The sequence below is a fragment of the Polynucleobacter wuianus genome (genome assembly GCF_001659725.1).
GTDB lineage: Bacteria > Pseudomonadota > Gammaproteobacteria > Burkholderiales > Burkholderiaceae > Polynucleobacter > Polynucleobacter wuianus.
In genome coordinates, this window is record NZ_CP015922.1 from 1444807 (window position 1) to 1469967 (window position 25161).

General features: G+C 43.4%; 23 protein-coding genes and 1 tRNA gene. 9 read left to right on the plus strand and 15 right to left on the minus strand.

What is annotated here, in order from left to right:
* Positions 1 to 9: 9 nt before the first annotated feature.
* Positions 10 to 1194, minus strand: coding sequence for a pyridoxal-phosphate-dependent aminotransferase family protein (locus tag A8O14_RS07430; RefSeq protein WP_068948921.1), 1185 nt, complete (start codon positions 1192 to 1194; stop codon positions 10 to 12).
* A 180-nt stretch (positions 1195 to 1374) separates the two neighbouring features.
* On the opposite strand from A8O14_RS07430, the gene A8O14_RS07435 reads away from it, so the two are divergent.
* Positions 1375 to 2061 (plus strand): GntR family transcriptional regulator, encoded by a 687-nt coding sequence (locus A8O14_RS07435; RefSeq protein ID WP_068948922.1) that lies wholly within the window; start codon positions 1375 to 1377, stop codon positions 2059 to 2061.
* Complete coding sequence (locus A8O14_RS07440) at positions 2058 to 5114, plus strand: FAD-binding and (Fe-S)-binding domain-containing protein (protein ID WP_068948923.1); 3057 nt, start codon at positions 2058 to 2060, stop codon at positions 5112 to 5114. Before A8O14_RS07435 ends, A8O14_RS07440 begins: the two co-directional genes overlap by 4 nt.
* Positions 5115 to 5131: 17 nt before the next feature.
* Here A8O14_RS07440 and A8O14_RS07445 read toward each other — a convergent pair whose 3' ends face one another.
* From A8O14_RS07445 to queG, 3 genes are read right to left on the minus strand one after another with little or no spacing between them, the layout of a single operon-like run.
* Positions 5132 to 5491 carry an AzlD domain-containing protein gene (locus A8O14_RS07445; RefSeq protein WP_068948924.1) on the minus strand — a complete coding sequence of 120 codons (360 nt, stop codon included), beginning with the start codon at positions 5489 to 5491 and terminating at the stop codon, positions 5132 to 5134.
* The gene (locus A8O14_RS07450) at positions 5491 to 6276 is read right to left on the minus strand and encodes an AzlC family ABC transporter permease (protein ID WP_068948925.1); all 786 of its coding nucleotides are present in this window, start codon (positions 6274 to 6276) and stop codon (positions 5491 to 5493) included. Before A8O14_RS07450 ends, A8O14_RS07445 begins: the two co-directional genes overlap by 1 nt.
* 33 nt (positions 6277 to 6309) lie before the next feature.
* A complete protein-coding gene (gene queG, locus A8O14_RS07455) occupies positions 6310 to 7410 on the minus strand; it encodes a tRNA epoxyqueuosine(34) reductase QueG (RefSeq protein ID WP_068948926.1) in 1101 nt (366 codons plus the stop codon).
* Positions 7411 to 7452: 42 nt separating this feature from the next.
* Between queG and tsaE the strand changes: the two genes are divergently transcribed.
* The 3 genes from tsaE to A8O14_RS07470 all read left to right on the plus strand — a co-directional run bounded on the left by tsaE (position 7453) and on the right by A8O14_RS07470 (position 9502).
* Complete coding sequence (gene tsaE, locus A8O14_RS07460; protein WP_068948927.1) at positions 7453 to 7980, plus strand: tRNA (adenosine(37)-N6)-threonylcarbamoyltransferase complex ATPase subunit type 1 TsaE; 528 nt, start codon at positions 7453 to 7455, stop codon at positions 7978 to 7980.
* Positions 7981 to 9339 carry an N-acetylmuramoyl-L-alanine amidase gene (locus A8O14_RS07465; protein WP_068948928.1) on the plus strand — a complete coding sequence of 453 codons (1359 nt, stop codon included), beginning with the start codon at positions 7981 to 7983 and terminating at the stop codon, positions 9337 to 9339.
* Positions 9340 to 9426: 87 nt separating this feature from the next.
* Positions 9427 to 9502: transfer RNA gene (locus A8O14_RS07470), tRNA-Lys, on the plus strand.
* A 332-nt stretch (positions 9503 to 9834) separates the two neighbouring features.
* Here A8O14_RS07470 and A8O14_RS07480 read toward each other — a convergent pair.
* The 10 genes from A8O14_RS07480 to A8O14_RS07525 all read right to left on the minus strand — a co-directional run bounded on the left by A8O14_RS07480 (position 9835) and on the right by A8O14_RS07525 (position 20546).
* Positions 9835 to 10440, minus strand: a complete 606-nt coding sequence (locus A8O14_RS07480) for a hypothetical protein (protein WP_068948930.1) — start codon at positions 10438 to 10440, stop codon at positions 9835 to 9837.
* A gap of 45 nt (positions 10441 to 10485) precedes the next feature.
* Entirely contained in the window at positions 10486 to 12222 is a 1737-nt protein-coding gene (locus A8O14_RS07485) for a thiamine pyrophosphate-dependent enzyme (protein ID WP_068948931.1), read from the minus strand.
* A 47-nt stretch (positions 12223 to 12269) separates the two neighbouring features.
* On the minus strand, positions 12270 to 13484 hold the full coding sequence (locus A8O14_RS07490) for a c-type cytochrome (protein WP_068948932.1): 1215 nt from the start codon (positions 13482 to 13484) through the stop codon (positions 12270 to 12272).
* A gap of 47 nt (positions 13485 to 13531) precedes the next feature.
* Positions 13532 to 14017 (minus strand): ion channel, encoded by a 486-nt coding sequence (locus tag A8O14_RS07495; RefSeq protein WP_068948933.1) that lies wholly within the window; start codon positions 14015 to 14017, stop codon positions 13532 to 13534.
* Between the two features lie 13 nt (positions 14018 to 14030).
* Complete coding sequence (locus A8O14_RS07500; protein ID WP_068948934.1) at positions 14031 to 14894, minus strand: FUSC family protein; 864 nt, start codon at positions 14892 to 14894, stop codon at positions 14031 to 14033.
* Positions 14882 to 15724 (minus strand): hypothetical protein, encoded by an 843-nt coding sequence (locus A8O14_RS07505; RefSeq protein ID WP_068948935.1) that lies wholly within the window; start codon positions 15722 to 15724, stop codon positions 14882 to 14884. The genes A8O14_RS07500 and A8O14_RS07505 overlap by 13 nt, the downstream gene beginning before the upstream one ends.
* A 40-nt stretch (positions 15725 to 15764) precedes the next feature.
* Complete coding sequence (locus tag A8O14_RS07510) at positions 15765 to 16811, minus strand: HlyD family secretion protein (RefSeq protein WP_161484822.1); 1047 nt, start codon at positions 16809 to 16811, stop codon at positions 15765 to 15767.
* Complete coding sequence (locus A8O14_RS07515; protein WP_161484823.1) at positions 16771 to 18147, minus strand: TolC family protein; 1377 nt, start codon at positions 18145 to 18147, stop codon at positions 16771 to 16773. Before A8O14_RS07515 ends, A8O14_RS07510 begins: the two co-directional genes overlap by 41 nt.
* 173 nt (positions 18148 to 18320) lie before the next feature.
* Complete coding sequence (locus tag A8O14_RS07520; RefSeq protein ID WP_068948938.1) at positions 18321 to 18956, minus strand: response regulator transcription factor; 636 nt, start codon at positions 18954 to 18956, stop codon at positions 18321 to 18323.
* A 120-nt stretch (positions 18957 to 19076) separates the two neighbouring features.
* Positions 19077 to 20546, minus strand: a complete 1470-nt coding sequence (locus tag A8O14_RS07525; RefSeq protein ID WP_068948939.1) for a sensor histidine kinase — start codon at positions 20544 to 20546, stop codon at positions 19077 to 19079.
* Between the two features lie 462 nt (positions 20547 to 21008).
* On the opposite strand from A8O14_RS07525, the gene A8O14_RS11715 reads away from it, so the two are divergent.
* Together A8O14_RS11715 and A8O14_RS07535 are read left to right on the plus strand one after the other, a co-directional pair.
* Positions 21009 to 21206, plus strand: a complete 198-nt coding sequence (locus A8O14_RS11715; RefSeq protein ID WP_068948940.1) for an antitoxin VbhA family protein — start codon at positions 21009 to 21011, stop codon at positions 21204 to 21206.
* Positions 21184 to 21777 (plus strand): Fic/DOC family protein, encoded by a 594-nt coding sequence (locus tag A8O14_RS07535; RefSeq protein ID WP_068948941.1) that lies wholly within the window; start codon positions 21184 to 21186, stop codon positions 21775 to 21777. The genes A8O14_RS11715 and A8O14_RS07535 overlap by 23 nt, the downstream gene beginning before the upstream one ends.
* 141 nt (positions 21778 to 21918) lie before the next feature.
* Here A8O14_RS07535 and A8O14_RS07540 read toward each other — a convergent pair whose 3' ends face one another.
* Positions 21919 to 23196: a glutamate carboxypeptidase gene (locus tag A8O14_RS07540; protein WP_068948942.1), complete on the minus strand. Its 1278-nt coding sequence runs from the start codon at positions 23194 to 23196 to the stop codon at positions 21919 to 21921.
* 249 nt (positions 23197 to 23445) lie between these two features.
* Here A8O14_RS07540 and A8O14_RS07545 point away from each other — a divergent pair, with 249 nt between their 5' ends.
* Entirely contained in the window at positions 23446 to 24054 is a 609-nt protein-coding gene (locus A8O14_RS07545; protein ID WP_068948943.1) for a cupin domain-containing protein, read from the plus strand.
* A 10-nt stretch (positions 24055 to 24064) separates the two neighbouring features.
* Complete coding sequence (locus tag A8O14_RS07550; protein WP_068948944.1) at positions 24065 to 25156, plus strand: NHL repeat-containing protein; 1092 nt, start codon at positions 24065 to 24067, stop codon at positions 25154 to 25156.
* Positions 25157 to 25161 lie beyond the last annotated feature (5 nt).

The following is a 25161-nucleotide window of genomic DNA, read 5'->3' on the forward strand; positions in this document are numbered from 1 at the left end:
AAATAGTGTTTATTTGAGAAATTCTTGGGCAGCCACAACACCGCTGGCCTTGGGCTTAAAGCCCATTGAACCCAAACTCATCTCGACGCCGCTCAAAGCAGCCATCAAACTGAGCTCATTGCAATCCCCCAAATGTCCAATACGGAATGCTTTACCCTTAATTTTGCCAAGGCCCGTTCCTAGGGAGAGATTAAATTTCTCCAAAGCATGTTTGCGTAACTTATCAGCATCCATACCTTCTGGAGTTGCGATACAAGTAAGCACCGGTGAATAGCAATCTTGATCTTGGCACTGAATCTCTAATCCCCATGCGTTGACCGCCTCTCGGCAAGCTGCAGCCAAACGTTGGTGACGTGCAAAGATCGTATCTAAACCTTCCGCCATCATCATGTCCATTGCTTCGTGCAAACCGTACATCAAATTGGTGCTTGGTGTAGTTGGCCAGTAGCCCGTTTTATTAGACTCCAAGATTTCATCCCAAGCCCAATAAGATTTTGGGAAAGTGCTGTGCTTACTAGCTTCAATTGCTTTAGGCGATAAAGCATTAAAGCCAATGCCTGGTGGCAACATTAATCCTTTTTGTGAGCCAGAGACGGTTACGTCAGCGCCCCATTTATCATGCTCATAGTCGGCTGAACCAAGCCCTGAAACGCTGTCCACCAATAACAAGGCTGGGTGCTTAACAGAATCAATTGCCTTTCGTACTGCAGCAATATTGGAAGTCACGCCAGTAGATGTTTCGTTATGAACAACACACACTGCTTTAATTTGATGTTGGGTATCTTTGCGCAAACGCTCTTCGATCACTGATGCATCAACACCCCAGCGCCATGAATCTTGTCCAGGTTTACCAACCACTTCGACATTTAAACCAAGGCGTTGAGCAAGCGCACGCCATAAATTCGCAAACTGACCTGTTTCATAAAACAAAACCGTATCGCCAGGATTCAGAACATTTACTAAAGCACCTTCCCATGACCCCGTTCCAGAGGCCGAATAAATAATCACGGGTTGTTCAGTTTTAAAAATCTTCTTGATGCCATCCAATACTTTTAAACCAAATGCACCAAATTCAGGACCGCGATGGTCAATCGTTTGATAGCTAATTGCGCGCAAGACGCGGGAAGGAACTGGGCTTGGGCCAGGAATATGTAAGAAATGGCGTCCTGATGCGTGGTTATCTAGTTTCAACATGCTTTGTCTCGTTATGGGTAAGTTTATGAAGAAGGTGAATTTCTAACGCTAGTGTATGACAATTTTCAGGAATTTTCCATTTTGTATACAAAAAAATATCAATCTAAAGCATTTAAAGCCTTTATTTATGCTTTATGATGGCTTATTGATATTTTTGTATACAAATTATAGGTTTTCACTATGGCGATCACAGAGCAGCCCAATACCCAGAATTTGCATGAAGCAACCTTCCAAAAGCTCAGATCACTCTTGGTCGAGGGAAAGATTGCGCCGGGCAGCAAACTCAATGAGCGTGAATTAGCCGAAAGTCTTAATGTATCTCGCACACCAATTCGTGAAGCGATTCGCCGCCTTGCGGCTGATGGCTTAGTCGAACTCATTGCGAATCGTGGTGCAATTGCCGTTCAACTGAGTTTGGAAGATGTGATTCACACCTTTGATGTGATTGCAGACCTAGAGGGATTCTCTGGTGAATTAGCCGCCAGCAATATTAGTGATGCCGCCCTCTCTGAATTAGAGGCCCTCCAATATGAAATGATGGCCTCATACGCGCGTCGTGATCTTTCAAGTTACTACAAGCTGAATTTGTGCATTCACCATCTGATTAATCAAGCAGCCAATAATCCTGTTCTGTCTCACCTCTTCTCGCAAGTAAACGCACGCATTGAAGCGCTGCGCTTTCGCTCTAATCAAGATGGCGTTAAATGGGAAAAGGCCGTAGAAGAACATCAAGAGATGCTTGATGCCCTCAAAGCTCGTGATAGCAAGAGAATGCGCAAGATCATGATTGCTCACGTACAAAATAAACGTGACGTTGTAGTACAACTCCTCAAGGCAGAAGCTGACGCAGTGGAGATTATCAAATGAATAAGCCTTTAGACCTCAAAGAATTGATGGTTGATCAAGTGCAACTCGCTAAGCGTCTGCGCCAAGAGACATCCGGTGAGGTGATGACCGATAGCGCCAGTCGTGGACGCTATGCAACAGATGCATCCATTTATCAAGCTATGCCAGTAGCTGTATTCGTGCCAAAGACTGCAGAAGATATTGCGACCGCCATTCAGATTGCAGCAGAGTTGGGTGTACCCGTTCTTCCTCGTGGAGGTGGCACTAGTCAGTGCGGCCAGACCACTGGTGCAGCGCTTGTCATCGATAACACCAAATACTTCAGAAACATTCTAGATCTCAATATTGATCAGGACCATGTAGAAGTTGAACCTGGCATAGTGCTTGATCACCTCAATGGAACACTCAAGCAATATGGTCTTTGGTATCCAGTGGATGTATCTACCGCTGGTCAAGCAACCATTGGTGGCATGGCTGGTAATAACTCTTGTGGTAGTCGCTCTATTGCATATGGCAATATGGTGCATAACGTCTTGGGCATCAATGCTTGGATGGCGAATGGTCAAATTGGCGAGTTTGCTGACTACGCTAATAGTTCTGGCATTGCCAAGCAATTGGGTGACTTTGTAAAAAGTTTAGCTAGCACACTCCAACCAGAGATTGAGGCGCACTTCCCGAAAGTCCTCAGACGAGTCGCTGGCTATAACCTGGATATCTTTCACCCCCAAAGCGAGCTTCCTTATACCCAAGATGGCAGCGTCAATTTATCGCATCTTTTAGTAGGCAGCGAAGGTACGCTCGCCTACTTCAAATCCCTCAAACTCAAGTTAGCGCCTTTGCCTAAACACAAGGTACTGGGCATTGTGAACTTCACTAGCTTTTACAAAGCTATGGATAGCGCACAACATATTGTGAAACTAGGTCCTACTGCAGTTGAGTTGGTCGATCGCACGATGATTGATCTAGCGCGCAGCAATCCGAGTTTTAAGAAGACGATTGAGACGGCACTCATTGACTATACTGCACAGACCCCTGAAGCCATTTTGCTGGTGGAGTTTTCTGGCGAAGCGCATACACCATTACTAGAAAAGCTTAAAGCGCTTGAAGAACTCATGGGTGACCTAGGTTTACCAGGCTCTGTAGTATCTATGCCGGATGCCACACTGCAAAAGAATTTGTGGGAAGTTCGCAAGGCTGGTCTCAATATCATGATGAGCCTCAAAGGGGACGGCAAGCCAGTCAGTTTTATTGAGGACTGTGCAGTGCCTCTAGAAAGTCTAGCCGATTACACCCAAGCATTAACTGATGTCTTTTCTAAATACGGCTCACGCGGCACTTGGTATGCGCATGCATCGGTTGGTACATTGCATGTCCGCCCTATTCTCGATATGCGTAGAGATGGCGCCCAGAAGATGCGTGCCGTTGCTGAAGAGGCTTCTGCATTAGTACGCAAATACAAAGGTGCATACAGCGGTGAACATGGCGATGGTCTATGCCGTGGCGAATGGATCTCCTGGCAGTTTGGACCTAGGATCACTGAAGCTCTTTCAGAAATCAAGCACGCGTTTGATCCCAAAGGATTATTCAATCCGGGCAAGATCATCAATCCGCCTAAGATGGATGATCCAAGCAATTTCAGATTTCCACCAAGTTACAAAGTAATTCCATTACAACCTGTATTAGATTGGTCTGCTTGGAATGTGCAAAATAATCCCGTTACAGAACAAACGACTGCACCAGGCACCGGCGGTGACCCCGCTTTGGGATTAGCAAAAGCAGTCGAGATGTGCAACAACAACGGCCACTGCCGTAAGTTTGATGCTGAAGTGATGTGCCCAAGCTATCGTGTCACTCGAGATGAAAAGCACCTCACACGTGGCCGAGCCAATACCTTACGTTTGGCACTTTCAAATCAACTCGATATCAAAGATGAGTCTTCACCCCTAGGTAGCGATGCTATTAAAGAAGTCATGGAGCTGTGCGTCAGCTGCAAAGCCTGTCGCCGCGAGTGTCCTACTGGCGTAGACATGGCGAAGATGAAGATTGAGTTCTTATCGGCCTACAAGAAGCGGGTGGGTCATTCCTTACGAGACTTAGCAGTCGCTTATCTTCCCAAGTATGCAGGCACGATTAGTAGTATTCCTTTCTTACCTACAATACTCAATCTGCGTAATTACATTGCACCAGTTGCCAAACTACAAGAATGGATCATGGGCATCTCTGCTCAAAGAAGTTTGCCAATTTGGAAGAGTAGGACTTTCTGGAGCAAATCAAAGTCAATTGCGCCTTATCAATATAGTGCCGATGAACTCTCAAACCAAAAGGGTGTAGTGCTGTTGGCAGATACTTTCAACGCTTACTTTGAAGATGAAAATCTGATTGCCGCAATCAAAGTACTCACTGCTGCTGGCTATCGCATTCATATTCCGCACAAGAGCCAGAATAAAACAACTAGCAGCAATACTTGCTCAAAAGAGTTTTGCTGTGGGAGAACTTATCTCGCCGCAGGCATGGTCGATAAAGCCAAAGAAACATTGGGCGAACTCGTTGATCACCTAGCTCCCTACGCAGAAAAGAACATTCCAATTATTGGCCTAGAGCCCTCTTGCCTCTTCACCTTAAAAGATGAAGCCTTAGTAATGGGTTTTGGTGAACGTGCAGTAACCGTATCCAAGCATGCACAGCTTTTAGAAGAATTTTTAGCAAGTGAAGCAAAGGCAGGAAAACTCAAACTCAATCTAAAAGCGGCGGATAAACCAGTGCTGTTTCATGGTCACTGCCATCAAAAATCGTTTGCTGCAGTAATGCCTGCAATGGAATTACTCAAACTGATTCCGAACGCAGAACCTAAGTTAATTGAATCTTCATGTTGCGGTATGGCTGGCAGCTTTGGCTATGAAGCAGAACACATTGAGGTATCTAAGCAAATGGCTGAAGCCAGCCTATTGCCGAGTATTCGTAAATCACCGAATAGCTGGGTAGTGGCTGATGGCACGAGTTGTCGCCATCAGATTGCCGATGGCACGCAAAGAGAGGCGGTTCATATCGCCAAAATTTTGGCGTCACATCTGTAGTGCGTCATTAATAGTAATTAGCGAATGATGCCGTAACCCACCATGAGCAAGGTTCCAGTCAGCAAGGCTGGAACCAATCGCTTGGTAGGCTTAGACACCATCACGCCAATACTCAAGGCGCAAATCAGAATACGTATCCACAAAGGGACTGTTGCCATCAATCCCAAGGGCATCACAATCAAGCGAATAGTTAAAGCAGAAACCATCGCATAGGTAACAGCAGCTAACCAACGAAAGATTTCACTATCTTGATTAATGCTTTGAGAAAGCATTACACCAATCGCCCTACAAAAGTAGGTACCTAAGCAGGCGCCAACAAGAGCAATCCAAAGACCCCACCCAGAAAGTGCATTGGTCATCGCATTCATAGCACTCATTACCCGATCACTCCAGGTTTCTTGCGCAAGAACTGGCGATCAATAAAGTAAGCCAATGTGCCCCCGATGAGACCAGCCGTAAGCAAGCTGGTATCGCGGTCAATCATAAAAAATATTGGTCCAAATACGCAACCCATCAAAATAGCAATGCGATTAATCCAAGGCTTCACTTCTGTGAAAGTCAGCAAGAAAAAGAGTGGATTAATAAATACGAGACCTAGCGTAATAGCAGGTGGCACCATGCCTGCTAAGTAGAAACCTAAGATGGTCCCGGGAATTGAAATCAACCAACAGAGCAAACCGAGGCCAACAAAATACGCTAAGCGATGCTTAGTCTCAATTGCATGAAACTCTCTCATCGAGATTGCCCATGCAGTCATCGCCAACAAATGCACCGAGGCGTACAAACTTCGATTGCGATCTTTTTGATGAAACTGCGGAAAGAGCGTGACCGTCATGGTAATAAAACGGGTCGAAGTTAATGTCACCGCCAAAGCAATGGCAAGGACTGATGAACCAGTAATAGCCATCTCAAGCAAGACTACCTGCCCTGGTAATGCAAACATGAAAAATGAAGTGAAGGTGGTAAACCAAACATCAAAGCCATTGGTCTTACCCATAGCGCCGAAACCCACCATGCCAGCAAACAAAACCATTGCTGGCGCTCCAGCAGCGTCTCGTATGCCCGACCAAAATGCGTCATTAGGGTTCTTAAAGCGCTCAGCGGCTGAACCTTCCAGCGCGATTTCACTGGGATCTATATAAGGTTGATCGGCTGATGACATAAAGTAATTGTAAGAGCTAGTGGCAATTCCTGCTCAAGAAGAAGGGTTCAGAGCCCACTGAATATGTTCAGTCACCAATGAATCTGCAGTTGCCATTCCCATACTTAAGGCTTTACGAATTTCTTCTTTTTCATGATCGGCAATCCTTGGGCCTCTAAGTGCATTACCCATTGCTACCGCAAGATTACGACGCCATCGACTATAACCAATGCGTCGAATGGCACTCCCCTCATGGCGTTGCTCAAACTCCGCTTCCGTCCATGACCATAAATGCAAGAGGCTCGCCTGCCCCAGGCCATGGCGCTGAGCAAAATCTGGTAACTGTGTTCGCTTAGCAAACTTATTCCATGGGCAAATGAGCTGACAGTCATCACAGCCATACACTCGATTACCCATTGCCCTACGAAACTCCATTGGAATTGACTCGGGATTTTCAATGGTGAGATAAGAGATGCAACGACGGGCATCTAATTGATATGGCGCAGTGATAGCTTGGGTGGGGCAGACATCGATGCAGGAGGTGCAGGTACCGCAATGCTCTTCAGACTCTTGATCAATCGGCAGTGGCACATCAACCAAAATCTCGCCCAAGAAAAAGGTGGAGCCAGATTCTCGATTGAGCAACAGGGTATGTTTGCCGCGCCAACCTAAACCTGCTTTACGTGCCAGCTCTACTTCCATCAAAGGTGCGGAATCAGTAAAGACTCGATATCCAAAGGTTCCGATTTTTTCTTCGATAGCTTTAGCAAAATCTTGCAAACGATTGCGCAGTACTTTGTGATAATCACGCCCTCTGGCATACATCGAGACTATAGCTTGTGCTGGATCTTCCAATCTCTTCCACTCGCGATCAAAATCACAATCTACAGGAAGATAGTTCATCGTTACGCAAATCACTCGTACCGTACCTGGGACCAATAACCCTGGGTCTGAGCGAAGATTGGCATGGCGCTGCATGTATTCCATATGGCCATGACGACCCTCTGCTAACCACTCCTGCAAACGCTCACTTGCCGAGCCTAAATGAGTATTGGTAATGCGTAGACCATTAAAGCCCAGCTTTACAGCCTTTTCTCCAAGCCAAGTTTGTAACTCAGACTCGTCTAGAGTAGAAAGGTTGCTAGATAAAGGCATAGGAATAGAGAATGTAGCTCAATTATTGAATAAACTAGAAGAATGGCCAAAACACTAGAAACACTTAAGCAACATTGTAGGCAGGAAGCGGATACCGCATGCCTTGCCAAACATCTTGCCGCCAGTATTTCTGGATTTATAGAACAAAATCCACTGGGGCACCTCAATATCTCTCTGGTAGGTAATTTAGGCGCAGGTAAAACAACCTTTGCACGACACCTGATTCAGTCCATGGGCCATTTAGGAAAGGTAAAGAGTCCAACCTATACCTTATGCGAGCCCTACTCACTTAAAACTAAGAGAAGTGCTTACACAGCTCATCACTTTGATCTCTACAGAATGCGAGAGCCCCTGGAATGGCAAGAAGTAGGATTTGCAGAGTATTTTGATATCCCCGGTTTTTGCCTCGTTGAGTGGCCAGAAAAGGCAGAGGGAAGCTTGCCACCTTTTGACCTCGAAATTGAATTAATGGCTGGCACTGATGAGAATGAGCGAATAATCACAATCAACGCATTTTTAAATGATGGCCTCTATGTTCTAAATCATTTAAAGAAGACCTTGTCTAAATAAATGCGCATCAAGAAAGCCTTAGGGCAAACTAATCTTTCGAGAAGACAGCACCTGAAAACGACCGCAAAGTTTTTAAGCTTTGCTTTACTTTTTACAGAGGTAGAAATCGCTTGGGGCGCCAAGATATTAGGTGTGCGTATTTGGCCTTCTGAAGATTACACGCGCATTACCCTAGAATCCGATACCCCCCTACCAATTACGCAACAGATTCTAACTAACCCCGATCGCTTAGTTGTGGATGTTCAAGGTCTTGAACTCAATCCCACACTCAAGGATCTGGTTGCTAAAGTAAAGCCAAATGATCCCTATGTTTCACAAATTCGGGTGGGCCAATTTCAGCCAGGCATTGTGCGCTTGGTATTTGACTTAAAGGAGCCCATCAAACCTCAGCTCTTCACGCTAGACCCTGTAGCTGAGTACAACTACCGAATGGTATTTGATTTGTATCCCACCACTCCGCCAGACCCGCTGATGGAGTTAGTCAAGAGCAGTGCTCGCAAAGAAAGTGCTCTTGCAAAATCTAATGAAGAAGTGGATTTGATTGCGCAGTTTGCTACTAAGAAAGAGAAGGAGGCTGCAAAGACCCCGGCAGCACCGACCGCCCAAGCTATTCCAGAGATGAAACAAGCTCCTGCACCAGCAAAATATCAACGCTTGATTACCATTGCGATTGATCCAGGGCATGGAGGAGAAGATCCCGGCGCTATTGGATCTTTGGGCTCTAGAGAAAAGCATGTCGTACTTTCCATTGCCAAGCGACTCAAAGACAAGATTGAGAATGAAGCTTATATGCGCCCTTTCTTAACGAGAGATGGTGATTACTTTGTGCCGTTACACGTCAGAGTACAGAAAGCCAGACGAGTTGAAGCTGATCTTTTTGTCTCGATTCATGCAGATGCGTTTATTCAGCCCCATGCCAAAGGTGCCTCAGTATTTGCTCTTTCGCAAATGGGAGCTAGTAGCACCATGGCGCGTTGGATGGCCAACAAAGAGAATGCTTCTGATCTCGTAGGCGGCATCAATATCAAAACTCAAGATCGACAAGTGGCCAACCTTCTTTTAGACATGTCGACTACTGCTCAAATTAAAGATTCGCTGCAGGTCGGTAACTCTGTTCTGAAGCAAATTGGCGGTTTTGCACCCCTGCATAAAGGTAAGGTAGAACAGGCCAGCTTTGCTGTTCTGAAAGCTCCAGACATCCCCTCTATCCTAGTAGAGACAGCATTTATTAGTAATCCACAGGAAGAAGCCAGGCTTAATGATGATGGCTATCAAGACCGCATTGCTGAAGCTATTTTGAAGGGAATTAAGGACTATTTCTCTAAAAATCCGCCAGTAGCTAGGCGGGCTACTACATAGCCGACTTGTAACTACAAGGGCTTAAGGGCAGACCCTACAGACCGAAGGATCACCAACAAACTTCTTGCTATAATTTATGGCTTAACTGGGTCGGTAGCTCAGTCGGTAGAGCAGCGGACTTTTAATCCGTTGGTCGCGAGTTCGAATCTCGCCCGACCCACCAGTTATACGAAGGGATCACAGAGATGTGGTCCCTTTTCTTTTGGGCGAACGGAATATAGGGATGGCTGTTGATGACAATGCGGAACTTTATGGACGTAAAGAGTGGGGATGGGAGGCGCTGGGTGGCCGTGAGCATCTCATGAGGGTTATGGGTGTCGCGAAACGCGACACTTGGTTATGCGGTTTGTCGGGAAAACAGACATTTAAGCATCACAACGAACCGACTATACACTGGTATTTTGAACGGCCACTATAGACTAAATCCGTCTTTGGGAGAGCATTTATTTTGCCTAGGAAGCTATGCCTAGCTTAATTCTGCATTAAGTATTGATTTTAGTTCTGCTTAATTAAAGCTTGCTCAAGCCTACCAATTAACTCGAGACCTTTCTTTTTCTCATCCTCAGGAAGTAAATCGCCAGGCTTTTGAGCCTGCAGCTCATATTCCATATCCTCTAATTTACGAACTATCTCTAGAACCTCTTGATTTTGGCGTCCAATTAACTGATATAGATTGAAATATAGAACTGATAGGTTAATTTTTTCAACATCAGGATTAATTGGCGTCTTGCTTTGAAAAACGCTTCTCAAGGCAAACTCACCCTCTCTAATAGTTTTAGCCTTACGCCAAAAATACCGCATATTCTCAATACGATTAGCAATTTCGAATTGAAGCGTTATGAGTTGGGTTTTATTGTGAAGTTTTTCTTCATAATGATGCTGCATTGTTTGGTAAAGACCAGCGCCCCCAGTGACCAATACTGATGATAAGAGCCACATACCAACATTACTATTTAAGAATTCTTGAATTTTGCTCCAAATACCTTGCTCAATTGCTATAACCTCTCGTTCCATCGCACCAACTTCATAGCGTAACTTACTTGCTACCTCATGGCGATAGCGCTCCTCGGCTTCAATTGCTGATTTTTTCTCATCTAACATGTGTTTATCACTATCTATGTAAATATGTGTCGCTAGTTGCTTTTCTTAGTTCTTTAATTCACGCTTAGCACTCTGTAATGTATTTGCCATCAGCGTTTTCACATCGGTAATACGACCATTTAAGATTGCCTTGGCACTGTAGGTGGCCATCCCTATAACATTACCCAGGTCCACCGTTGGAGGCATAACTAACTCAGAACGATTGGTATAAACGTCAAGGAGCGCTGGGCCCTTATGAGCTAAAAACTCTTGTATTATTCCATCAAGCTCAAAAGCATTTTTAACTTCAAATGCTTTGATACCAACAGCCTCTGCAATCTTGGCAAAACTAGGGTTATGGAGATCCGTGTAGTTATTTAATAAACCCTCAGCCTTCATCTCTAACTCGACAAAATCAAGTGCGCCGTTATTAACGACCACGATCTTAATTGGCAAATCTTCTTGATTAATCGTCAGTAAATCACCCATAAGCATAGCCAGACCGCCATCGCCGCAGAGCGCTATCACCTGACGATCTGGGTATGCCTTCTTAAGTCCAAGCGCCATGGGCATACTATTTGCCATGGTTCCATGCCTTAAGCTCATCAAAAATTTTCTGAACCCATTTACCTTGATATGTCGAAGTGCCCAAACCCAGCATGTGCCTGTATCGGCGGTAAATAAAGCATCTTCATCTGCATATTGACTCAATAATTTGGCCATATATTGGGGATGAATTACCTTGCCATCACCAATCTCTTCTTCCACCTTAAGTGCTGCCTGTGTCTTTTTCGATACTTCTAAACATTCATTTAGAAATTGATCTTCAGAACGCTCCTTAAGCATTGGGATCAATTTTTCCAATGTTGGAATGACGTCACCTTGAAGACCCAGGGCAATCGGATGCCTTCTACCAAGGCGAGAAGCTTCGCGATCAATTTGAATGATTTTGGCGTGTTGGGGATAAAACTGACCCCAAGCAAAGTCAGCCCCAAGTAAAAGCAGGGTTTCGCACTCAGACATCATATGAAAGCCAGAATGGATACCCAATAAACCAGTCATGCCTACGTTATAGGGATTGTCGTATGCAACGATATCAATAGCCCTTGAGGTGTGGGCAATGGGTGCTTTTAGTTTTTTTGCCAGCTCCACCAACAAATCATGCGCGCCTTCGCAACCAATTCCAGCATAAATACCTATCTTTTTACCCTTTGCAAGTATTTGCGCAACTTGATTTAAATCATCCTCTGAGGGAGTACAGATCGATTTAGGAAAGTGAACTGAGTATTGAATTTCATCCTCAACTTCAGCCTTGCTGATATCCACTGGCAGAATAATGACAGCCGGACCCTTTTTGCTGATAGCTGCTTGACATGCTAAAACAGCAACCCTTCTCATCTGTTCAGCGTTATAGACTTGCTCACAAAATACCGAACAGTCGGAAAATACCTTTTGATAATCAACCTCTTGAGGCATATCCATACCTAAGGTCATGGTATCAATTTGACTGGCAATCACAATTAATGGGACACGTGCTCGATGAGCCTCGTATACCCCATTAATCAAATGAAGAGTTCCTGGTCCACAAGAGCCTGCGCAGCCAGCCAGGTTACCAGTCATATATGAATCAGCAGTTGCTGCAAATGCCCCCACTTCTTCATGCCTTGTATGAACCCACTCAATACTGCTTTTAGATAATTCGTCTGTTACATAATTTAAAGTATCCCCCACCACACCATAAATATGCTTTACACCAGCAGACTCTAATACCTCCACGAGAACTTGGGCTGCATTCTTTTTCATATCATTTTCCTTATTTACCGCTCATTAAGTTAATTTCCAGATAGGACTTAGATCCCTGGATTAGCACGAATATGTTTAACCATTGCCTCAGTGACATTTGGTGCTGCTGCATTACCCCAACTACCTCGTACATAGTTGCTAAGTTGTGCGATTTCTTCGTCACTTAATCGTGAGGCAAAAGATGGCATCGGAATATAACCATTACGACTACCAATCCCTCGAATGATGACTTTCACAACATTTGATCCATTTGGAGCTAATACGGCAGGGTTACTTGCTAAAGGGGGAATGACGTTTTGGATGCCACGGCCACTTGACTGATGACAACCGCTGCAGTTATCAATGTAAAGACGAGCACCTTCTAGTGTTGACTTATCAATCACCTTATTTACATTGTTTAAACTTGAATTTGCAGGCAGACTTTTAAGGTAAACACCCATTGCTAACAAATCAGCATCGTTGAGATAGCTTGTGCTGTTATGTACAACCTCTTCCATCGGGCCCAGAGCCGAAGTTTTTCCAGGATACTTCCCCGTTTTTAGATAATTTGCAATATCCCCTGCAGACCATGAACCTAGTCCAGTTCGCAAATTGGATGTAAGGTTGAGAGCAAACCATCCATCAACTAAAGCACCAGTAAATGCCTTTGATTGCTCAATAGCACCCATGACATTACGAGGTGAGTGACATTCACTGCAATGTCCCAGCCCCTCAACTAGGTAGGCACCACGATTCCATGAGGCAGATTGCGAAGAATCAGGCTTAAAAAAACCTGGGGAGAAGAATAACTCTCTCCAAAAGAACATGGATGTGCGGATATTGAATGGAAATGCAAGATGATTGATGGAAATCTCGTTTGCAACCGGTTTAACCGTTCTTAAATAGTCGTAAATTGCATCAACATCCTCACGACTCACTTTGGCATAGGAGGTAAAAGGCATTGCAGGATACATATCCTGGTCTTTTTTATTGACACCATCATGAATTGCTCTAAAAAACTCATCCTTGCTCCATGAGCCAATTCCAGTCTTCACATCAGGGGTAATGTTCGGTGTCAGCAGGTAACCAAAAGGGGTATTCATTTTGAGTCCACCGGCAAAAGGCTGACCGCCAGGTGCAGTATGACAAGAAATACAGTCCCCCGCCCTAGCAAGGTACTCCCCTCTTTTCTCGGGGGTCTGTGCAAAAGCTAAATGGGTGGTGAGAAAGACAAGCGCAGTAGCAGCCTGGAATACGGCAAGGGTTAACTTAATTTTTTTCATTTGGTAGCTTTCAAATAACATTCTTTTATAAGAAAAATATTGATAATTCACTTACTTTTATTTCGCTCGTCTAGTAACATTTGCAGCATATTAAATAGACCAGCACCTGATATAGAGATGGCAAATATGCCCGAAAATGCAATAACCAATGGAAGACCGCGCCATTCTGGCGAAAGTTGATAATTGCCATATCCCACGGTGGTGTACATCTCCCCAGCAAAATAAAATGAAGCTAGCGGATCAGAAAAAACGCCCATACCATCTAACATGTAAGCATAAAAGAGCAGATCCATCATGTGAGTCATCACAATAAGAAACATTACAAATGCATAAGGTAGAAAACTTACCCTTGCTTTCCAGCTGACAGAATTTCCTGTAATGAAGCGCCCAAAACCTCTTGTAATTGAAAGCACTAAAAAGCTATGAATTACAAAAATTACGATTGCGGAAAGCATGAAAACATCTATACCGCTACCAAAGATATTCTCAGCATAAAAAGCGAGTAGCTTGAGTGGGTTTTGAAAGTTAGTCATATTTGAAATTACCTTACATTGCGCCATTAGCAATCAAAGATTGATCTGGGCTACCAATGGCATTTCTAAGCCGCACGGCTCGACGTTGAATCAAGCTCTTAATTTTGGTTTGCATTTCCAAAGGTTCCTGCTCTGCACTGGATCGATCGAGAAGTAAGGATATGACCCTATGCCTTAGTATGTTCACCTGCCTAGCCATACGCAGCTCTCTGCAGGGGGCGCCCAGACCAAAGTCTGCAGCAGAAAGTAACTCCTCAAAAGATGCCGCCTGGGCTGTAAGTACCATAGCTTGATCAATTCCAGACATTTCTGGGGCGCTAGCAGCCTGACTAAGCCAGAAAAGTTGATCAGCAATCTTTGCTTTAAGTTGATGAGTCGATTCCGAAAGCTCTACCCTAGCGTTTTGGGTGCCATATACATATTTTTGTATTAGCAAAAATAGGGCAATACCTGTCAGTACAGCCATAAATCGGGCAATTAAGAATGAGATAGGCTCAAAAGAGGTAAATGGCAAATTCATATACTCAAAATTCAAACAAATCGCGACAGTCACGACCATGATGAAGTAGCGATAGTTTTGCTGAACTGCAAACCCCAATACATAAGCCAAAACGATACCCACAAGAAACACAAACTGATAGTTGTATCTAAGGAAGATCTCTAATACCGTAGCTATCAGCAATCCAGCAATGGTCCCAATAATTCGATTGCGCGACTTTTCGATTGTTAAGCTTGCGCTAAATGGGCCAATAATCGCAGTTACCGATACGGCAATCCATAGCCCCTGGTCCCACTGCAAAATTTGAGCGATCAAAAGGGAAAGCACAATAAGTCCTACGACTTGAAGTATTCGAATTTTAAAATTTAGGCTAGGCATTTTGAGTTCCAATACATAGCTAAATCCTTTATGGCGGCGTTCAATTTAGAGTCTCGCAGCTCTTCTGCGCCAGACGCGAGCCTATCGACTGCAATTAAACGTGATTTACTGATGGCACCGTGGATTTCCTTGAGCATATCCAGCGCAGGAATGGCCTGATCTTTAAAAACTGTAATGTTTCCTCTAATTTGAAGCTGGAGTGACTTTAATAATGGCATTAACCCATAAAAAACTGGTTGGACTTGATCTGCTTGATTTTCTAATACTAAAAAACTGGAGATAATCCGGTCGTTAAACTCATTAAGACTTAACTCCCCTTTGATTAAAAGCTGGTCTGCCTCTAGTAAGCGTAAAGCTGCGCTTTTGACGACTCGATCGTGTAGATTTGGAAATATTAGCAATGCGAGTAATCCCGCTGCTGCATATTCAAAATAAAATAGAACGTGATTGATTACGCCATTCAGATCAGTTGCAACATCCCCTTCAAGTGAGACGATACCGATCAAAATCAATATACCTACTACATTAGCAGTCATTCCATCTTTGGCAATTAGGCGGTAAAGGATTAAAGACCACAATCCTATGCCAAATAATAGACCCCACTTGAAATAGGAAACGAGCCCAAAAATAGTGTTGGTAGTTACGCAAAGTATAACTATGCCAATGTAGCCTAGGATCTTTTTCTTACGGGAATTCATTGGTGGCAATTCGGTTGCTGCTACTGCAACGGCAGTTACTAGCATTTCCAACACTGGAACTGTTGGAGACTTAAAGAAAGCATTAATGATAAAAAGCACTACCGCAACATAGGCAACCTTTAGGGCCGACAATCGGCAGACCCAGTAAGGGTCAGCCCGATCTAATAAGGGGCTACTGACCGCGTATACGAACATAGGCTGACATACCATTTTGAAGCGGGTACTTAGGGTCAGTATTAGTGATTTCTATGATGACTGGAAGTCGCTGCGGCAGCAAAAGCCATTTGTTTTCGGTGGCGATAATTTGATTACCCGTAAATGGTTGGCTGATTTGTCTGGTAACGCCAAATGGGTCGCTAACCACTACACCCTCAAAGGATTTACTGCCAAAGTAGACCCTTGGGTAAACCTTTACTTTGTCGCCCTGCTTAACGCCTTCCAAATCTGTTTCTTCAATGTTTGCCTGAACGTAAACAGAGCCACTATTAACCAAAGTAAAAAGTGTTTCACCGGGCGCTACATTTTTTCCGATTCCTAGAAAAACGTTTTGAACCTGCCCATCAATAAGAGCTTTGATCGTGGAGTCATTTAAAACAATTTCCGCTTGATCTCTGGCGCTCTTTAATGCTGTCAGGTTATTTCTAGCCATCTCCACTTCAAGCTGGTCGATTTCAAGCTGATCAGCAAAGCCTGCAGTGATATTTGCCTGGACTTCGACCTTGTGCTTTAGGTCGGATAGCTCAATCTGTGGAATACCACCTTTTACTGATGGATGATTTTTTTGACGGTATTGATTTTTCAAAATCTCTAGATTCTCTTTTGCTGCCTGTAAATTATGCTTGGTGAGATCAACTTTCTTCGATAGGGCCTTAATGCTAGTTAAGCCTTTTTCGTACTGAGCATCTGCCGCCTCAAACAATAATCTGTAGTTATCTGAATTTAGTTTTACTAAAACATCGCCCGCTTTAACTGACTGCCCATTCTTAACCAAAACCTCTAAAACTGAGCCGGCAATTTTTGAAGAAACAGGAGTTTGTATGCGAACAATGTAAGCGTTATCAGTTAATGTGAACGCGGAAGTTAAAAAGTATCCAACAGCAATCAATCCACCCAAGGCGAATATTGCCGTTGCAAAGTTGACCTTACTCAATTTCTGACGAAAATTGATTTGAGTAAGTTTACTTTTGAGTTGGTTGTACTTTTCCGTTAGAAATTTCAAGATTTGATTCTTCATAAATTGATCCACCACCCATGGATTGATATAACTTGGCGATTGCAATTAGCTCAGTCAGCTTTGTCTGCGTCACTGCAGCCTCTACCAAGTTAAATTGGGCCTTATTTTCTAGAAACTGCGACTGAGAAAGAAGTCCTTGCCGAAACATAGACTCCGATATTTTCAGATTGTTTTTAGCTTTAGAAAATGCCTCGGTGTCATGCCCCAGCTTTACTCTCTGCGCCTCATATCCCGAGAGCGCATCATCAGTTTCTCGAAGTGCTGAGTTGACTACCTCTACATAAGCAATGGCTGCTGATCGATAGATAGCATTGCTAGAGCTAATTGCGCCGATGATCTTAGGATCAAGCACCAGAGCAGCGTAAGCGGCCTGAAAATTGGCATTTGAGCTCGCATTTGCTCCATTCTGAGTGGTTTTAATATTAGTGACCAATGCGTTCAGACTAATAGAGGGAAATAAAGCACTCGCTGTTGCAGTCACCCCATAATTTGTTGCATCTAACCTTGCTCTAGCTGCAGCCACATCAGGCCTGGTTGCTACGACTGATGCGGGCATATTTCCGGGAGACGGAACATCGGTATTAATTTGATCAATAGATTGTTGGGTTTTGATACGCCCAATTCCTCTTCCCACCAGAATTAACAGAGCATTTTGCGCAGCCTGATGATTAGCGTTATTTTGCGCTAGCTGGCCTGAGATTGCATTTAACTCAATTTCTAATTGATTCTGACCATACTCAGTCGCCAAACCCCTAGCGGCTAACGCCGAGACAATCTCGGCCCGCTTTTTAAGGGATTCACGCATATCTTGCAAGATTTGTGTCTGGCGCTCGCTTACCAACACGGCTACATATGCTGTAGTCACCTGCGCGATCATCGTAGTCCTAACTGCCAGATAGTCTGCTTGCGAAGCTTCGAGTATTTGTCCAGCCTGATTTTGTCTTGCAGGCTGCTGAAGCAAATTCACCACATAGGTGGGCAAGAAGCCCACAAAGCCTCCCACGTTAGCTACTGGAACAGACAGCCCTTGGAAAAATAGCGTGGTATTGCCATTGATTGATCCCCCAAAGAAATTGAGAGAAGGTAGCCAGCCAAGTTTGACCGTATCCAATTGAGCCTGAGCTTGCTCGATGTTGTTAATAGATTGGAGTATTTGGCGATTATTTTTTAAACTTTCGCTAACTAGCTCATTTAACTCATCACTTTTTAGCTCTTTCCACCATGGATATAAGGGCAAAGACTTCTCTTGGGAAGCATTTTGAGTTGCAGGCCATTGATCTGGCAATTTAACCTGAGGAGGCGTGCCGTCGCCGTACATCATGCAGCCATTTAAAACGGCGCAGATGACAAATGTAAAAGTGAATCTTTTGATAGAAAAGACTTTGGGGGACATGCTCAAATTGAGGCCATCTAATGCGGGTTTATGTGTAATTTATTATCAATTACATGGCCAAACCGCAATACTCTCGATCGTGAGTATTTGTTAATTTTTAACTAACGTTCATTTAGGCTCATGAGCTCAGAAAGAGATTTGACTCCCAACTTTTGCATTACCTTTGTTTTGTAATTTTTGACGGTATATAGAGTCAGGCCCGTTGCCTGAACTATTTCCTGATTATTAAAGCCTTTTTCTAAAAGCTTAAAAACGTCAAGCTCACTTTTAGTGAGCATTTTTAAAAGATGTGAAACTTTCTCAGCCTTATTTAATGAACGAAGTCTTGAAAGATCTTGGCCAATTCCATTAACTACAGCCTTAATTAAATCCTCGCGACTAAAAGGCTTTACCAGAAACTCAGTAGCGCCTTGCTTCATGGCAGTCAACCCCTGTTCCAATGTACTTTGACCGCTCACGAATACGATAGGGATATTAAGACCCCTAGTCGATAACTCACTTTGCAACTCAATACCACTCATATTTGGCATGCGCATATCAGTGATAACTACGGATGGAGCCTCGATGAAATCCATGGCTAGAAATTCCCTAGGGTCATTAAAGGAGTGAACTACGTAACCCAACAACTCTAAAGTGACTTGGATGGTGTTGCGCATGCCATCATCATCCTCAATTAAAAAAACATGCTCTAACCTATCACTTTGAGATTGTTTGATGCTAGATGGATTTGGAGACATAGTTTATGAAAAGAGAGGTTAAGTGTTAATTGTGCCAAATTGTGGATATTCGAAAAACTCACGATAGTGAGTTGTAATATCTTTTATCCGTTAAAAATACAAATTCTCAAGTTAAGCTTTTTAACCCTCATTAGCACTCATGGGTAATACAACATCAAATTGTGCCCCGCCAAACTTTGACTGACGATACGAAATAGACCCCCTGTGACGCTCAACAATAAACTTCACAAGCCAAAGGCCTAGTCCCATACCCTCTGATTTTTTTGTATCTTTAATTAACTCAAACATAGTGCCAATTTGCCGCGCCGGAACTCCTGGGCCATTGTCAGAAATTGAGAAAAGAAGGCTTTGATTATTTTGGCTAGTTTCGATAACTAGCTTGCGCTCTGAATTATCAATACCAACTAAAGCATCAACCGAGTTATTAATTAAATTAATAAGAACTTGGTGCAGCTCAACACTGTTCCCATTAATTAATATTGGAGCAGATAAAGAGCAATCAACTTGTATGTGATTTTCCTGAAGCTTATTTTTATAAAGCATCAAAACTGACTGAATCAGATTATCGAGCGATACTAACTTTTTTTCAGTTCCGCCGTCAGTAAAAATTGCTCGCAAGGTTTTTATAAGATCACTAGCTTTTTGATTCTCATTTTCAATGTCATTCATTACTTTTTCTGCAATAGGAGGCACAGCATTCTTGTCAACCAAAGTTTTCAATAACTGTATTGCAAGCTTGATAGCCCCCAATGGCTGATTGAGTTCATGGGCTATGGATGCAGACAATGCACCTGTTATCGCAGTTTTATTCACTCGCGACAAAGAGCCAATAAGTTTGTTTCGCTCGGAGAGCAGCTCACGAATGTTATTGTTTTCAGTACTTGTCTCAACCTTGGCGCGTACGGCTCGTTCAGACCAGTAACCCACCATTGCCTGGTATGAAAGTACATTAAAGAGCATATTTGCTGTTGAGATCAGAATTAAGGATAGGGGTATGTCGTCAAAGCTCACCACCAATTGATCAGCATTGGAAGCAAACAGTTTCCAACTGACTACTGCCAATCTTCCACAGGCAAAAATTAATTCCACTGAAGTAAAGATCAACAACAAGTTAAGTGGAATTGATTTATTTTTACGCTGACTGTTTCGTAAAAAAGTAATTTGCAAAAACTGTAAAATTACCACCAGAAAAGCAACCTCAAATGCCGCTAAAGATATATAACCCAAATAGTGTGTCACAAAAAATTGGCAGCTAAATAAAACTGTCATTACTAACGCAACGCCAACGGCTTTTGTGGGGGTATTACTTAAAAGCGAATAGCAAAATAAGGTTTGAAAAACCACTGAAATGATGTAAAACGAATTTGAAAATGCAAAAGCCTGTAATCCAAAATTAAATCCAATCTCGGAGCTTTGGGTGGCATATCCTGAAGTTATGAACTGAGCAATAGCAAATAGCGCCGATGCCACCCAGAACTTAATTGAATTTGGGACCGGCTTTTCCGTAAAAAGAAATGAATACGAGCAGACAAATGAACCCAACAAAATGAGCCCAAAAAGGTAAAAGTCAGCTGACAGTATGCTTTGCATTCAACTAATATAACAATTAAGCGCTTATGAGACTTTTTTATCTATCCCACTAGAAGATCTAGCATGTTTGGGGTTAATTGAATTAATTGCTCTGAGTAGTCGTAATTTCTGTCGGTTTTCCCGACAACCAAGTGTCGCGTTTCCAGACACTCCAACACGACATTGCCAAAACCAACTGACCTCCACCTCGCACCAATCGACTCCACAAAACCCACTGCCTATATCGCACCTGAATCTAGGCAGGTTTAAGCCAATGTCTAAATTACTGTTTTAGGACAATTTTGCGTCTTTTAATCCGTTGGTCGCGAGTTCGAATCTCGCCCGACCCACCAAGCATTACTAAGCCTCGCTTCTGCGGGGCTTTTTTATTAGTCACATCATCCCTCCAAATAGCTATTTAAGGCCTGATTTAGAGCTATTTTATGGCTAGGAAATCACCCCCAAATCGACTAAAATAGACTTATGCCAACTAAGTTTGCCAACCAATCTCAAGCTCGCCAATACAACGTTTCTAACGCTGTAGCTTCTGCTCGGATTGAAGGTATTGTTCCAACTAAGCAGTTAGAGCAAAACCTTACTGATTATGTTGCCGGCAAAAAGAGTATTGCGCAAATTTTGGAAGAAACTAAGCAACGCTATGTCACGCTACGACGCGGATGACACCTACTGCTACCCAGGTACAGATGTACTTCGAAACAAAGCAGAAATAACCAACGCAGAAGATTTAGACACCTACGAAGGTGAGCTATCTACTTTGCGCTCAATTGAAATTCTAGAGAAACCCATAGCAGGTCAATTTGACCTTGCTCATCTTCAGCACGTTCATTTGGCACTCTTTCAGGACGTATATGACTGGGCCGGCAAGATTCGCACAGTAGATATAAGTCGTGGTAATAGTCGCTTTGCTAATGTGCGCTTCATTGAGTCAGCGGCAAATGATATCTTTAACAGACTAGCTCGCGAAAACTGGCTCAAAGGGTTGGATGCCAATGCCTTATCGAAAAGATTGGCGCATTACCTTTCAGAGATCAATGCCCTTCATCCTTTTAGAGAGGGAAATGGTCGCGTACAACGCATATTCATCTCCCAACTTAGTCAATCAGCCGGATATCAGCTCGACTACTCCGACCTGGAGCAGGAACAAATTTATCAAGCAATGGAACTAGCGTTTAATGGCGATGAATCCATTCTTGCCAATCTGATTTCGGATCGCCTGGATCGAAATGAATAGGTTTGAGCAATTTACCGTCCTGTCTGAACCAATCAAACCTCTTTAAGCCCGTTGGTCGCGAGTTCGAATCTCGCCCGACCCACCAGTTATACAAAAGCCACCCTCGGGTGGCTTTTTCTTTTGCCATTAAGTCGCGGGAATTTAATTACCTGACCCAACTTTGCCGTTAGATATATCTATGATCAAACGAGAAAGTAAATACATTCTTGGAGTAATTGAGCTCACCAAGATATATTCATCATCATTAGAGTGGGCACCGAACCCCTGAACACCCATACTCTCAATCACAGGATTTTGAGTATCAAGCGCTGCAAAAGCTGCATCTGTTCCGCCACCCGTTGCTACTGTACCCAAAACCAAATCTCGCCCTAGTTCGGCATATACCTTTTTCGCATATTCAGCCATCTGCAGAGATTGTGGGCTGGTTACTAGAGGGGGACGGCGGCGCTCAAAGCCTATATCAACTTTGACATCAGGTGTCTGCTGTGTTTTAACGCGCTCTCGCACTTCTCTTTCAACTACATCAAAGTCGTCTTTTTTCATTACCCGAACATCTGCAGTAGCAAATGCGCTTGCTGGAATCACATTGCGATTAGTTCCAGCGGTAGCTAATGTCCAATTCATCTTAATGCCCTCTTTAGCATCAGATAAATTACGCATTTGCTGAATCTGATAAGAGAGCTCATCTAGAGCATTTCTACCAAGCTCGGGAGCAGAGCCAGCATGCGATGCCTTGCCAGTAATATTTAAATTTACTGCAGCAATTCCTGCGGTAGTGAGCGCAATACGATCAGACTTTGCTTGTGATGCCTCACATGAGAAAGTGACATCATGCTCAGCACCCAACTTTGAAAAATATGCCCTAGCTGCTGGCGAACTTATTTCTTCATCGCCGTTAATTAGTACCGTTACTTTTCCATAGTCATTAACTTTTAACTTTTTCAAACTTTCAATGGTGTGCAATATTAATGCTATGCCTTGCTTATCATCGGATATACCCAAACCATAAGCGCGATCGCCATCAATTCGAAATGGCTGCTTGGCTAACATGCCCTTTAGATACACAGTATCCATATGAGCAATCAAAAGAATTTTCTTTTTGCCAGAGCCTTTAAATTCAGCTTTCACCATTCGGCCAGGATTGTCGGGGGTATCGTGCATACGATACATACTCATACCAGGCTCAATAAATTCAACTTGGCCACCTAAACTCTTTAACTTATTAAAAATAAGTTGAGATATCCTATCTAGCCCCTCGCGATTCCTACTGCCAGACTCGATAGAAACTAATTCTTTTAAGGTCGCTAAATAAGGACCCTGCTCTTTTTGGACCACTGAAAATACTGGCTCTTGTGGAGCCGCTACAGCAATTACGCAATTACCAAGAACCGCGCAGAAAACAAATAAAAGTTTTTTCATTAACCACCCCCTAATGAATAACGATTTGATCATGCATAAAATGATTTTCAAAATTATTAGAAGGATATTACTGGGAACTCGCGTAGTCCACAGATACTGCAAAGTTGTATGGACAAGCAAACATCAAAATGCCCATTATTTAACAGGCAATCTTAGATGGCCTAAGGGATAACCCATATAACAGGCTGCATATGAGGTGATTCAGAGTAAGCTCTTCAGAAAATAGTAGTTAAAAAATAGGGAGACAATATGAAATACCTATATGCCATCATTGCATTGCTGATTAGCACTTCACTTGCTGCACAGCCAAAAGTGAACCCTACGGATCCTCAGCCAACTTGCTATATGTGCCCCGGCACATTTATTCCCGTAGATGAGCTCAATGCCTATACGAAGAAAGCAATTCAAGAGGGTCACATCGATCAACAAGTGCGCGATATTGATATTGGTAAAGCGCACGTAGGAATTGGCATGGTATATCGCGGCAAGCTTGAGGCGCCAAATCCAGACTCAGTAGCAGAGCATGATCAGATTAGTGAGGTCTATCACATTATTTCTGGTTCCGGGACCTTGGTGCTTGGACCAGACATTACTAACCGTCAACGCAGGCCAGCCACCCAAAAAACCGTGGTTGAATTCAATGGCCCAGGAAACAACGGCAGTGAAATTCTCAACGGAATCTCACGTAAGCTTCAGCCAGGTGATGTCGTAGTAATACCCGCTGGCACAGGTCATTGGTTTACTGAAATTCCAGACCATATTAACTACTTAATGATTCGGTTTGATCCGGACAAAGTAACGCCACTAAAGAGCGAAGCTCAGTCATTAAATTATCTTTCTAAACCAGCAAGCCGCTAAGGAGATCTCCATGAAAACAATCATTCGTCGCGGACTTCTCATTACATTTGTTGCGGTCAGCTGCAGCGCATTTTCACAAAATCAAACTTCTACAAAAGCCCCGGAATACAAAGTCGATGCATCCTGGCCAAAAGCACTACCTAATAACTGGATCTTAGGACAGGTAGCAGGCGTAGCTACTGATAAAAATGATCACATCTGGATCATTCATCGCCCTCTTACGATTACAGATGATGAAAAAGGCGCAACCCTAAACCCCAAAAGATCAAAGTGCTGCATACCAGCACCACCTGTTCTTGAATTTGATAAAAAAGGTAACTTATTGCAAGCATGGGGTGGACCTGGTACTGGTTACAACTGGCCAAAAAATGAACATGGAATTTATATCGACCCTAATGGATATGTTTGGGTAGGCGGCAATGATCAAACTGACCATATGATTTTGAAATTCACACAACAAGGCAAGTTTCTTCTTCAGATTGGGTCACCTGGCGCAAGTCTAGGCAGTAATGATCCAAATCAACTTGGACGTCCCGCCCATATGAATGTCGATCCCTTGGCGAATGAGGTCTACATTGCTGATGGATATTTAAATAAACGGGTAATTGTCTTTGACTCTAATACGGGTACATACAAACGTCACTGGGGGGCTTATGGCAACGTTCCTAGCGATGAAAAGATACCAAACTTCAATCCGTCATCTCCGCAGTTTGCAAACCCGGTTCATTGTGTTCGCCTTATGAAGGACAACACTTTATTTGTCTGCGATAGAGCAAATAATCGAATCCAAGTATTTGAGAAGAATGGCAAATTTATTCGAGAAATGGCATTTGAAACTGATACCAAAGGTTCTGGCTCGGTATGGGATCTGATACCAGCGGATGGAAATCAAAAGTACCTATTGATTGCCGATGGCACTAACAATGAAGTCACGGTTATTGAGCGCGACTCTGGACGCAAACTCAGCTCATTTGGAAGAAGCGGAAGAAATGCCGGTGAGTTTCACTGGGTACATAACATTGCGGTTGATTCTGATGGTAGCGTCTATACCACTGAGGTTGATACAGGTAAGCGAGCTCAGAAATTTATTAGGGCTAAATAAATTTG